General features: G+C 60.5%; 9 protein-coding genes. 5 read left to right on the top strand and 4 right to left on the bottom strand.

What is annotated here, in order from left to right; all coding sequences use genetic code 11:
- Positions 1 to 602: 602 nt before the first annotated feature.
- Positions 603 to 2,897: a tetratricopeptide repeat protein gene (locus ABZ815_RS39200; RefSeq protein ID WP_357706277.1), complete on the bottom strand. Its 2,295-nt coding sequence runs from the start codon at positions 2,895 to 2,897 to the stop codon at positions 603 to 605.
- A 554-nt stretch (positions 2,898 to 3,451) separates the two neighbouring features.
- On the opposite strand from ABZ815_RS39200, the gene ABZ815_RS39195 reads away from it, so the two are divergent.
- The 5 genes from ABZ815_RS39195 to ABZ815_RS39175 all read left to right on the top strand — a co-directional run bounded on the left by ABZ815_RS39195 (position 3,452) and on the right by ABZ815_RS39175 (position 10,645).
- Positions 3,452 to 6,202, top strand: coding sequence for a DUF4365 domain-containing protein (locus ABZ815_RS39195; protein ID WP_357706276.1), 2,751 nt, complete (start codon positions 3,452 to 3,454; stop codon positions 6,200 to 6,202).
- A 765-nt stretch (positions 6,203 to 6,967) separates the two neighbouring features.
- Positions 6,968 to 7,825, top strand: coding sequence for a toll/interleukin-1 receptor domain-containing protein (locus ABZ815_RS39190; protein WP_357706275.1), 858 nt, complete (start codon positions 6,968 to 6,970; stop codon positions 7,823 to 7,825).
- 26 nt (positions 7,826 to 7,851) lie between these two features.
- Positions 7,852 to 8,346: a DUF6461 domain-containing protein gene (locus ABZ815_RS39185; protein ID WP_357706274.1), complete on the top strand. Its 495-nt coding sequence runs from the start codon at positions 7,852 to 7,854 to the stop codon at positions 8,344 to 8,346.
- 557 nt (positions 8,347 to 8,903) lie between these two features.
- Complete coding sequence (locus ABZ815_RS39180) at positions 8,904 to 10,031, top strand: toll/interleukin-1 receptor domain-containing protein (RefSeq protein WP_357706273.1); 1,128 nt, start codon at positions 8,904 to 8,906, stop codon at positions 10,029 to 10,031.
- 158 nt (positions 10,032 to 10,189) lie between these two features.
- Complete coding sequence (locus ABZ815_RS39175; RefSeq protein WP_357706272.1) at positions 10,190 to 10,645, top strand: DUF4231 domain-containing protein; 456 nt, start codon at positions 10,190 to 10,192, stop codon at positions 10,643 to 10,645.
- Between the two features lie 263 nt (positions 10,646 to 10,908).
- Here the strand turns inward: ABZ815_RS39175 and ABZ815_RS39170 are convergent, their stop codons facing one another.
- From ABZ815_RS39170 to ABZ815_RS39160, 3 genes are all read right to left on the bottom strand, one after another.
- On the bottom strand, positions 10,909 to 11,094 hold the full coding sequence (locus ABZ815_RS39170; protein ID WP_357706271.1) for a hypothetical protein: 186 nt from the start codon (positions 11,092 to 11,094) through the stop codon (positions 10,909 to 10,911).
- Positions 11,095 to 11,198: 104 nt separating this feature from the next.
- Complete coding sequence (locus ABZ815_RS39165; RefSeq protein WP_357706270.1) at positions 11,199 to 11,663, bottom strand: hypothetical protein; 465 nt, start codon at positions 11,661 to 11,663, stop codon at positions 11,199 to 11,201.
- Positions 11,664 to 12,136: 473 nt separating this feature from the next.
- Positions 12,137 to 12,375 (bottom strand): hypothetical protein (locus ABZ815_RS39160; RefSeq protein WP_357706269.1); only part of this gene is annotated, 239 nt, incomplete at its 5' end.

The following is a 12,375-nucleotide window of genomic DNA, read 5'->3' as shown; positions in this document are numbered from 1 at the left end:
CTGCTTACGGGTCAACTACCCACTCATGACCACACCCCGGCGCTCTCCTGACCCTCCCCGCGGAACACCAAAGCCCTTCGTCAGCAGGCTCTAAGATCGGTTAGCGGCTTGGAGTAGCGCCGTATCGCTACCCGAACGCGATCCCGCGCTTCTGCCTCCCACTTCGGAACTGCTCGCGCCCCCGCCGGCTTCCTCGCCGGAGAGCTTACGGCTTCCCTTGAGACCTCACTCTGCTCGTTACCGACGATTGTCTGTGCGGCCTGCTCGCTCATGGCATCCACCTGCCCATCTAGTAGGGACAAGGCAGGCTAGGCCATTTGGAAGATCAACGCCTTATCTCGTTAGGATCGATGCAAAAACGACTCCCACTGCGCCACTCTGGCCATATTTCCAAAAGCATATATGGCACAAATCTCCTAAAACACCACTCCGCCGACTAGCTAGGCGCTGAATTCCGGACGATCGGCTTCCGAACCTAAATAGATAAATGGGACTGCCCGTTTTCATTCGGCCAGCGCTTGCCCGGGCGAGCGAGGCCATCAGGCACACGTGGACGGCAGCCGAAGCGTGTCCCTGTGGGGACGTTGTTGTCCGTGCCGCTGTCACTCTGGCGCCTCGCCTGCCTCAGGCCTCCCTAGATCCATCAGCACACGAGCCAAGTTGTTTCGGCTGACCAACGTATCCGGGTGCTGGTCGCCCAAGAGTCGGCGGCGTGCCTCCAGCGCCGCCCGGTGTTCAGCCTTGGCCTCCTCCAACCGCCCGAGACCGGCCAGCACACAGCCCAGATTGTTCCGACTGTGCTGGACGTCAGGGTGTTGATCGCCCAGTACGCGGCGGCGTGCCTCCAGCACGGCGCGGTGTTCGGCCTCGGCCTCCTCCAACCGCCCGAGATCGGCCAGCACGCGAGCCAGGTTGTTCCGGCTGTTCAACGTGCGCGGGTTGTCCTCATCCAATACGCGGCGGCGTGCCTCCAGCACGGCGCGGTGTTCGGCCTCGGCCTCCTCCAGCCGTCCGAGATTGGCCAGCACACAGCCCAGATTGTTCCGACTGATCAACGTATCCGGATGCTGATCACCCAGGAGCCGGCGGCGCGCCTCCAGCACCGCGCGCTGTTCAGCCTCGGCCTCCTCCAACCGCCCGAGATCGGCCAGCACACGGGCCAGGTTGTTCCAACTGATCAACGTGTCGGGGTGCTGGTCACCAAGAAGCTGGCGACGGGCCTCCAGCACGGTCCGGTTCTCGGCCTCAGCCTCCTCCAACCTGCCCAGCCCCCGCAGTACAAGTGTCAGGTTGTTCCGACTGATCAACGTGTCGGGGTGCTGGTCACCCAGGAACTGGCGGCGCGCCTCCAACACCGTCCGGTGTTCAGCCTCAGCCTCCTTCAATCGCCCCAACCCCCAAAGGACAAGTCCCAGGCTGTCACGGCTGGCCAAAGTGTCGGGGTGTTTGTCACCCAGGAGCCGGCGGCGCGCCTTTAGCACGGTCCGGTGTTCGGCCTCGGCCTCCTTCAACCGTCCCAACCCCCATAGGACAAGTGCCAGGCTGTCGCGGCTCGTCAAGGTATCCGGATGTGGCGCACTGAGCATCGCAGTGCGCCACATGAGAGCTTTCCGCCATGCCGCTTCGGCAAGTAGGTAACGACCTTGGCTGCTGGCAGTCGAGGCAATCCCTTCAACGTCGACCACGAGTTGGGCGCGGTTGAGTGCGGTTCGAACAACAGGTTCGGGGACTTGCGCCAGAGGTCCTTCGGCCTGCTGCACGGCGTCGACGACATAGTCAAAGACCGTCACAGCACCGTCGGTATCGGGTGAGGGCGAGAGCAAGGCTGTTGTGGCCCGTCGGGGACGGGTAGCCCAGTCCCACGCGTCGGCGTGGAGTTCAGGACGGAGTCGATGGCCGCCTCTGGCATCGAGATAGATGCCGTGCAGCTCTTCGAGTAATTTCCGAGGTAGAGGACTGGTATATCCCGCACGGCGGCAGTCGATGGCCGCAGCGACCAGGGCAGCGCCTCTCGGGTTGACGCCCACGTCCCAAGCGTTGTCATAGTCCCGCTTCAGTTCCGGTCCAGACGCAAGGTACTCCGCGACACCGAACTCTTCAGCGTGCTCCAATGCCGACGAGATCCGCGGATCTGAGCGTCGGGCGAGCCCCCGCTCCAACTCTGTCAGGGTGAACATGCGGGCAAGCCGGAACTCATCGGCCTGCTCCAAAGCCTCTCGTATCTCCCGCCCAATCAGCCGAGTGGCATCCTCACCATCGGAAGACGCGCTTGTCAGCCGGACCTGTTCAGCACTGCGTAGGGTCGCGAGGATGACACGGTGATGGCCGCTTCCGCCGCTGATCCGTGCGATGTGCTCACGAGTCAACCCGCCGGCACCGAGATAGTGTTCAAGGTCCGATAACCAGAGCACGGCTTGTTTGACTCGTAGCGTGCGTTCGATCGCGGCCGGCAGTGCAGTCCGGTCATGCGGTGCGATCAAGAGGTGATCAGGAAGAGACGCCCGCATGGCCTCGAAAGCGGTCCGGGACTTGCCTGCGGCGGAGTCCCCAACCAGCAGGACGAACCCACCCGAGGCGAGCCGCTGGCATAGCTCGACGTCGACATCACGGGGCACGTACGCAGGTGCCCGCCCGTTCTGAGCGGCACTATCACCGAGCACGATCGCCGGATGAACGCCCAGCTTGATTGGCTCATCGATCTGCGACACCCTAGGCAGCCGGCCACTGGGCAGCACCAGACAACCATCTTGAAGCATGAACTCGGCCTCGTCGCGGCGAGTCGCAATCCGCTTGTGGCGGTCCTGCCAGACACCAGATACGGCCACCGCGACGGCGCCCACCGCAGCCGCCGTGCCAAGCAGCCACGGATTGGCCACCTTAAAGGCCACGAGGACCACTGATGCTGTCCCCATAATCGCCAAGACCAGCACAGTGACTACTACCCAACGTTCCCGCCACCGGCCATCACTCATGATCTCGCCTCTCGCCCGTGACCGGAGATTCGCACACAACGGGGGCGACGCAAAGCCGCACTGGCCTGTTGAGTTCAAACCGTTCGACGGCAGCAGCGGAACGCCCAGTGGGCCGGGTCCCAGCGACGATAGGCCAATGCCGACCTTCCGCCTTTCAGCGGAGCAATCACCCTGTTCGCTCGATGGAGGACGCGCTCAAACGCGTGTGGACGACGGCGCGGATGCGTTGATGTGTGGGGACGTTGCTGTCAGCACTGCTGTCACCTTAGCCACGATCACGCAGCGTCACTCACCCGTACCACGGCGACCACAAGGCGACATTTACACCACTGTGTCGACTGGTGAACGCAATCGTATTAGGAACTTGATCGTTCCAGAGCGTCCAACACGGATCGACGTGACGAAATGGCCATCCTGGAACGGCTTGCTCCGGAGCGCAGTTGCAGCGCGATCCTTGTCTGGGTGGCTATGCTTTTGCGATGCGCGGCTCACCGACGGAGAAGACCGGCGCGGTCGGCGCGACTGAGGTCATGGCTGCCTTCCAACGGCTCGGCTGGGGAGTAGCTGCTACCGATGTCCAACATGACCTTGGCACCGACCTGATCGTTCAGGCCAGAGACAGCCGGATGTTCGACCAGGGTGACTTCATGGGTGTGCAGGTCAAGGGCGGCCCTTCCGCGTTTGCCAAGCCCGCTGACGTGGGCTGGTGGTTCTACGAAGACGACCGTGATCACCTAGATGCATGGGTCGCCCACGGCCTCCCCCACCTGCTTGTGCTGCATAACCTTGAGACCCGCACTTCTTACTGGGTCCACGTGACTCCGGAGGCGATTGTCTCAACTGGGAAGGGTGCCAAGATCCTCGTACCGGCGAAGAACACCGTCGATGAGGATCACCTGAACGAGTTGTTGGCGGTGGCAGCCTCTCCGCGGCCGAAGAATCTTCTGGAAGGCAGCTCGTGGTCTGGGGCCGCCTTGCTGCCCCCCCGGCATCGGCTGCGGCACGCGCTCATCGTCCCAAGGCTCATCGCTCCACACCCGAACGCTGGGCACGAACAGCCGATCGGCCCCGAGCAGGCGCTTGGATTGCTCGTGCAGGCGCGAGTCCAGGCTTACGAGGAATTCGCCGCACGGCACGAATCTGTTCCCACGTTGGCGGAGGCCGCCACATCCAAGGACTGGAGATGGCGATTCGTCGCTCGGGTGGGACACCGTCTCGCGACGGGTGAAACGAAAGACATGCCTACAGCTGTCGAGGGCGCGCCTGACGAGGCGTGCCGAGTGGCGGCGATCATCGTCGCGGCAGCCGGCCTGATCGAGACAGGGCAGGCGGTTCAGGCTCTCGACCTTCTCACCGCCGAGTTGGCACGGGACAGGGCGGAGCCTGTCGATCACGCCTGGCTGACCATCCAGCGGGCTCGGGCCTACACCGAATTGGGAAGAATCGAGCAGGCCCGGTTCGACGCGGACACGGTCCAGCACATCCGCATCAGCCATCCTGACGACGTCACGGCGACCGCGATCGCCGGGGTCGGTGCTTCAGTGTTGTTCGACACTGCTGACCTTGGCACGTGGGATCTCAAAGGGCTCATCACCGGGCTGGACACTGCGGTTGGGTGGTGGCGCAGTCAGATCAGAGCCAGCGCGCTGGCCCATCTAACAGACCGGCTGTTCCGCCGATGGGCACGTGACACCTCACGTGTCATCGGCGGTGGTGACCATGGTCACAATGAGCTGCTGTCCACCGCGATAACCGCAAGTTACCTAGGCGACCAGTCGGCCTGGCGGCACGGGATCAGTCTCCTAGGCAAGGCCAAGTTTCTGCTGAGGGGACGAGACACGGATCCCGAGGAGGTTGCCGGAACACTGCAGATGCTGAGGGATGCAGGCGATACCTCGACACTCGAACACGCGATCCGGCGTCTGCGCCTGGATGGCCCTGCTTCAGCTGTCACGAGGGTGGCAGCGACGCTGGACCTTGAAACAGGGACGCGCACGACCACTAGAGGGAACCTGGCTATCCTCCGCCACGGCGGCGATCTACTCGACACGGAAACCGCCGACGCCGCGGTCGCGTGGCTGCTCTCCCGAAGCGAGGTGGGGCACCAATCCATTGAGGCACTCGCCGCAGTTCTTCCCGCGGCTTCCCCCAGTACCTGGCGGACCGTCCTCGACCATGTACTCGCTCTGCCAGCTGTCCCGGATGATGTGTCGGCCCCATCCTGGGCTCGTGTGGTCGCCGCCCTTCCTGACGAGGTGTGGAGTGGCGACGACGCGCGCTTGGCCGGCGAACGAGCTGTTCAGCATGCCTCGCCGCTCCGTCGCCAGTTCGAGGCCCAGGCCGTCGCACAGAATCCGGCCCTGCACGCGCGATTGCTGGGTGACGCAGAGGCCGGCTCCCTGTCTGCGCTAGCGGCGCTGGGCGACGTTCGCCACATCCCACCCGCCAGTGTCCCCACGCTGATCAGCCAACTGGACACCCAGCTCGAAGAGAAAATCCGCCGAGCGGAATCCAACGGGATGGCGATGTATTCCTATGACGCCGCCAACATGCTCGCTGTCCTCAACCTGTGCCACCCGGATCTCGCGAACTGGGAGGTATTCTCCAGACTGATCCAGCATCCCGGAGTGCCAGGAACCGACACGCAGCGTGCATTGCAGACGGTAGTGCAAGGAGTTGACCAGCTCACGGAGGAGGCCAAACGCGTCCTTGAGCCCGCTGTCCGGATCGCCGCCGGGCTTACCGACTCCGAGCGAAGCATTCTCGCAACCTTCTATCCCAGCTCGTCCGGCGCGGCCAGCGAACTTTTGCTCCTACTCGGATCACCTGAGTCGGCGGACCTGGATGGGTTGCTGAAGATGCTCTCCGGTCAACCGCTAGATCGCCAGTGGGCTGCGCGCCTAGCCGGTCGACTGACCACGACGACAGAGAGCGAGACCGCAGGAATCCTCATTACGCTTGCCAGCGACGAGCACCCAAGTGTTCGCGCCACGGCCGCGGCCCAACTCGCCTATCTAGCTGGCGAGGAAATCGCCGGCCCTATGGCACTGCGAGCCTTGGAACGCTGCCTCGACGACCCTGGGGTTAGCGTGCCGTACGCTATCGCACGCACCCTGGCAACGTTTTCGCCGGACAACAAAGCGGCCCGACGAGTCCTCGTCCGCCTGCGCGATCATCCCTCAGCTCAGGTCCGCGCCGCCTGCCGGCAGGAACAGTCTCCTGTGAGGTGAGCAGCGGCCAGCGAGGGTGTGACATGCTCTGCGCACCGCCACCGATCAGTTGGGGCCTAGGAGCTTCAAGCTTCTGACTTCCTGCTTGCAAACGGGAGCCAGACCACAAGACTGAGCGGTCTTTCGCCGCTCAAACGGTAGGTGATGGCTGATGAAGCACGCTGCTGTACGTCGGCGTTGCTGTACCGGCCTGCTGTACAGCGTTCAGCGTGCAACCACTGGTCGCCATCAAACCCGGAGCGGTTCAATAGCGCACCTCACCAAGCACCGTGCGGGGTTCTAGTGATGGTGCATGGGCGGTGGCGGCGTTGAACAGGCATTGGACCTCGGCGATGTCAACGGGATCACGCCAAGCTCTCTGGTAGCTGCCGGTCGGGCCTGGTGGGTGCCAGAGCCAAGCTGTTGGTGAGGCCGCAGCCGCGACGCTCTCCACATAGGCCGCCAGGTACTCCGGCCTCCTTGCAGGTGCCGACCCTCAGAGAAGAAGCCGTGCCGGGCAGTGCAGCCGATCGCGGAGCGACACCGCCAACACCTTGAGACAGCGGGCTCATCCGAGGAACTTACCGCCGAGGAGAACCGAGGTCATCGTAAGATGGTACCCAGTATCGCGTTAGCAGAGTGGATTTCCCCTGGGATCCCTCAACCCGAAAGCATTGCTACTCATCGAATCAGTCCCGTACTGGCTCATTATGCCAAAGAACCGATACTGCACGGCTTCATCACTTACCATCGATAGAAGCCGTGCAGCCTCGAAAGAGTATTCGCATGCCAATATTCATTAGCTACTCTCACCAAGACAGCCAGTTCGTTGATCGTCTAGCTGAGCAACTTGTACAGCACCGAGTCTATGTGTGGATGGATCGCTGGGAACTTCACGTTGGCGACTCATTCATAACGAAAGTACAAGAAGCCATTACAGAGGCGAGCGCGCTCCTGGTGATCCTCTCTCAGGCGGCAGTATCGTCAGCATGGTGCCAAAAGGAGCTAAATAGCGGACTTATGCGAGAACTGGAAGAGCGGCATGTAATTGTATTACCCGTGGTGATCGATGATTGCAAGGTGCCTATATTTCTTCGCGAAAAACTATATGCAGATTTCAGGCAAAACTTCGACGATGGACTTCGGGCGATTCTCGAAGCGATTGCGCGTGTCACAAGCGCCACTACTGGACGAATAGACGAACTTAACTATCACAGCGATTGGGCACTTGACTGGGAAATATATGAAGATGACGCATTGTTTCGGCTCACTCTTGTAGGACACGGCGCAGCTCAGCCTTACAGCGTTCTAACTGTTGCCGAGATCACGCTAGGGAGCGAAAGTACGCACGCCTATATTGCAGCAGCGCGTCAACGAGGGGACGAGGAAGCCCAAAAGCAAGTGATTGCTGCCCTTGTGGCCGCGACGAGCGCTCTAGGCGGAGCGACCATGCTTCTTGTGGATCAAATGGAGCGAAGCGAACGATATCAGATAATACATAATAGTCTTCACTACTATATAGCCGTCTCCGCTCGACGCCTAGGACTGGATACGGGGAGGAATCTCCTAGTAAATTTGGGCGAGCAATTCCGTAATGTACTAACTCAGATGGAAAGCGTAACCTCTAGCGGCAGCAGCGCATAGTGCTTGATCACGACAAGCTTACGAGGATGCCCGCCCTTGCGTTCTGTGCGACCTTCGTCCGCGGTCTCACCCCGTACGAGGCACTGGCCCGCCTTGGCATTGACGTGTTCGACGGGAATGACGAGGAAGGCGATTTCGAGGAAGGGCTCACCTGCGCCCGGCCGGCCGATGGCGGGACCATTCTGAGCGAGTGGAACGGCTTCGCCGGCACGCTGCCCGAGGTGCTGCGGCCCTTGTCGGCGGAGACGATCACGGCGAGTGTCTTCGTCAATGTGAACATGGTCGCGTCCTTTGACCATTACGCCGACGGTCGCAACATCTCGACCTTCGATCCGCCGTTCGGCGGCGGTGAGGACGGCATCCCGGAGGACTTCCTGGCCGACCGGATCGAACTCGGGCTGGCCGGCGGCAAGTCGGAGGGCGGTCTCGCCGCTGCGCTGCTGCTGGCTGAGCGCATCACCGAGGTGCGGCCGAACGCGTCAAGTGACGTGGTGGCCGCCCATGGCGTTCTCGAGTACTGAGGCACCTTGCTGTCGGCCCACCGCAAACGCAGCAGGTCATCGACGCAATCCAACCGCATTAGCAGTTCGGGGCTAGGCCGTTCCGATCCGTTCAACCTGAGCCACTCGGCCTCACTAGTCAAGGCAGGACGGCTCTGAACGATGCGGTATTGCAACTGGAACGCCGGCAACCATCAGGTTGGGAGGCAAGACGCTCGGTCGACTAGGACGCGAGCTTCGTACTCTTATGCCTCTCTCGCCCACAGTGTCCGGTGGGCCATGGCTGAGGAACGAAGCCCTGGCCCACCGATGGCCCCCGGCCACGTGCAGCGTCCAGCCACAGCCAGGGGATCGTGAGGGCCGCATGTATATGAGGCGGTCCATGAGCTGGACCGCAGACGGCCTGTTGATTAGTAGCTCTGCACCCGCCAGCTCCCCGGACTGCTCTCCGCATCAAAGAGCTACAGCATCTCCCTCAGAGACTTGTCGGCAGCTAAGCTTCATGCCTTGGACAGCTCGTGCGGGCCCGTAGGTAGATCAGATAGACACTCAGCTAAGAAAGACTAAGCGAGGCTTCCGTGACGCACACGCCTATCAATTCTTCTAGCCCAACATTAGAAGTCTCCATTTTCACTTCCTATGCACAAATTGACGATCAAGCGTCCTACGGTCGCATATCTAAAATAGTCAGCGACATAAAGACGAACCTAGCGAGCCAAACCGGGTCTGAGGTGGAGTTATTCCAAGATAAAAACTCAATCGCAGCCGGAGAAGACTGGCGATGGAGAATACGGCTCGGATTGTCATCATCGAGTATTTTCCTGGCCTTCGTTTCGCCCTCCTACCTTAGAAGCGAGGCATGTCGTCAGGAATTTCGGGAGTTCCTCGGCTTTCTGGCCGCAAACTCGGAGACTAGGCTGATCATTCCTCTCATCTATACGGAGTTCGACCGATTGACGGAGAGGTTTCAGGGAGACGATATCTGGGAGGCGGTAAAGCAACTACAAGTACTTAAAATACAACATATACGCTCATCCGATCCGGGATCATCGGAATGGATGAAGACCGTTGAAAAAATATCGAGTCGAATCGAGGAGGTGCTGAACTCCACTGCCACAAGCAGCTCTAACGAACTCGGGCAGCCTCAAAGCGACAAAGGCGGTGATGATGACGAAGAGGGTATTCTAGAACTACTCGTCCATGTCGAAGAAGATGCTCCACAAATCATCGCCGACTTGAACAGCTACGCCCAGCTTATGATTAAGCTTGGCGATATAACAGCACTCGCCGCTCCGGAGCTTTCTCGCGCGCAAACATTCGGACAGAGACTAGCTTCAACGAGAAGGCTAGCCGACGCCCTCTCGCCTGTTGGAGATGAAGCCCTTGAAGTCTCCCAGCGGATACTTCAAGGTTTGAACAAGTGGGACACTGGGGTTCATACAGTCTTTGAGATGCTCTCCAGAGGACAACTTCGCGTGACAGATGAGGGCACAGGTGAGTTCCTAGACGCGATACACGCCATGGCCGGAATAGGCCTTCATTCGCTCAGCGAAATGGACGCCGTCCGAACCGCACTAGATTCGGCTAAAGGGTATTCCAGGCCGCTAAATATGGCACTCGCCAATATACAAGCGTCGCTATTAGCGTTCGCAGAAATTCGCGGAATCTTCGAAGGGTGGAGAAACGCACTAGATTTGCTTGACTAATTAGCGGCTCAAGGAGCACTGACTCTAATACACTATATTGGCTGATCTGTAAGCGGAGGTTTTTCGCTCGGATTTGGAGCCAGTTCCATATTGTCATGTAGGGTGCAAGCTGGGTAGAGTGCGTGGAGCACCTCAGACACTTCCCTACAGGAGGGGAGATGAGCACTCCTTCATCCAACTCGACTACCTACGCCATAGAGATCGCTAATAGCTCGTATTCCTGGTACCAGCGAGCGGCAATTAAGGCTAGACGCTTCTATCGAGCTTCAGAAGCCATACAACTAGTTCTGTCTGCGGCAATCCCCATCATTGGCATACTGGTTCCAGGCGATGCCACGGCTCCGGCAATTTTGGGAGCCATTCTAGTTGTCCTAACAGGAATGAAGTCCATCTTCCACTGGCATGACGACTATTTAAGGTTTAGCGCAGCACGGGAGGCCGTTGAAGCAGAGCGGCGACTCTACTTCACCAACGGCGAACCTTATAGCCAGCCATCAACGAAGGACTCTCTACTCGCGAGCGCGATCACTAGGATTGAGCGCGAGGAAATGAGCTCCTGGATGAAGATTGCGACGAGGCGGCCCGGCCCAGACCGGTCGTCAAAATCTTCCTGACTCACGTGCGCTAGTAAGATTTAGTCAGAAGGATTTAGACTGCGTGACTTCCCTACGGCTCAAGTAGCGGGGCGCGCGCGAGAACCGCCCCCAGGCCGCACGCGCAGCGCGCGGTCCGCATGCTCAGTCCGCGCGGCGTAGAGTGCTGCCTTGATTTCTATGGGCACAATTCGGCAGCGCTCTGATCCCCACGACTTTCATAGAGCCTGGCGCGGCGAGACCCTCCGCTTTTCAGGCGTAGCGTTCACCCTGCTCCCCAGCTGCTACCACGAGTCAGCCGGCCGTCCGTGGTGTCTGTCTAGGCCGTGTTTCATAAAGGCTTTGAGCCACTCGTCGATTGCGGCGATGCGGACAATGGCTTCCCAGCGCACGGCGAGCTTGTCATGGCGGGTGACCATGCCTCGATTGCGTTTGAGTAGATTGATCCCGCGCTCAACGGCGTGGCGCATTTGGTAGAGTTCAGGTCGAAGGAAAGCGGGCTTCCACCTGTCGATCTCCGGGCTAGCGGGAGAGTGGGTCTAGCTATGCAAGCCTTAACGCGGGCGCGAAGCGTTCAGTCATTACTGAGCTGCCCCGGAGGAAGGTCGCGCACAAGAGGGTTCCCGGTTATTCCGAGATCCTTTCGCGCGGATTCCATCATCGAATAGCGCGACTGTCGCCTGGCATCAGAGTCTAAAAAGCGATCGGAGTCCCTTAGTGTGACATGTAATACTTGGGTGTAGCTATGTGCACACTGTGCCAATTCGGAAGAGCAGACAAGTTCAACAGTCTTCTTGGCCAGCCAGAGCTTGTGAAGATCTTCATGTGCGGCTATCTCGTCCGACTGGTTCTTGGATACCGATCGGCTGTCAAGGATAAGTTCGATGCGCTGAGCCGCATCGAGAAAGGATAGGATGGCCGCTTTCCGCTCAGCCCGCATGGTGGTGAGTTGGTCATGTTCCAGGCGCCTGTTGTCAACACGCGTCGCTAGGTACTGGCCCAAGAGGGTGCCACCTGTCCCCAGCAGCACGCCTAACAAGGGGAGAACAGTAGTGCTGAACGCCTCCCAAGTCATGACCAGATGATCCCGAAGCAATGGCCTCATGTATAGAGGGCATGGACCCGACGCTCGCCGCCGTCTTGCAGTGATCCCCATACTCCCTAGCAGAATGACTCAATACGACCGCTGCTCGATGAGCCGGTGCTGAGGAACGAAGCACCGGATCGTCGATCGCCCCCAACCACGAACAGCGATCGGCCATCGCCTGGCGATCGTAAGGGCTGTATCTGCGCGGCGGTGCGGCAAACTCGGCCGGCGCGTTCGGTCGGTAAGTCGGAGCTGGTGTGTGGCGACTGGCCCGGTGTCCCGCCGCCGCCGTCCGGGACCGGCCCCCAGGCTGCACGCCCGGGCGGCGGCGGGCGTGCAGGCGGAGAGCCGAGGATGCGGCGGCGCGCCGCACCGCCGCTTTATGTCCTATGAGTACAACTCGGCGGGCTTGAGGCTGTGTGTCCTCAGAGGTCTGATGCGAGATCACAGGTCCAAACGGTCGAGGCTTTGCCGCGATACGCCTTTCGCCGTTCAAGCTGTTCGCCGTATTGCTGACAGCGCGTGGGTGGTGCTGGCCGCGACCGGCCGAAGAGCCGCAGCGCGGCCAGCGACCGCCCGACGCGCGGCAGCCCGCCGGAGGCGGGCTGCCCGTGAGGACGTGTAGAGAAAGAGAGGAAGAGCGGCGGGTAGGGAAAGCGTGTGC

The sequence above is a fragment of the Nonomuraea sp. NPDC047529 genome (assembly GCF_040642995.1).
Taxonomy (GTDB): Bacteria; Actinomycetota; Actinomycetes; order Streptosporangiales; family Streptosporangiaceae; genus Nonomuraea.
This window is presented reverse-complemented; position numbering and strand designations above follow the sequence as displayed.

What these genes read in the sequence shown, in the direction of transcription:
- ABZ815_RS39195 (WP_357706276.1), top strand. Translation starts at nt 3,452, where the DNA reads ATGCGCGGCTCACCGACGGAGAAGACCGGCGCGGTCGGCGCGACTGAG.
- ABZ815_RS39190 (WP_357706275.1), top strand. Translation starts at nt 6,968, where the DNA reads ATGCCAATATTCATTAGCTACTCTCACCAAGACAGCCAGTTCGTTGAT.
- ABZ815_RS39185 (WP_357706274.1), top strand. Translation starts at nt 7,852, where the DNA reads ATGCCCGCCCTTGCGTTCTGTGCGACCTTCGTCCGCGGTCTCACCCCG.
- ABZ815_RS39175 (WP_357706272.1), top strand. Translation starts at nt 10,190, where the DNA reads ATGAGCACTCCTTCATCCAACTCGACTACCTACGCCATAGAGATCGCT.
- ABZ815_RS39170 (WP_357706271.1), bottom strand. Translation starts at nt 11,094, where the DNA reads ATGCGCCACGCCGTTGAGCGCGGGATCAATCTACTCAAACGCAATCGA.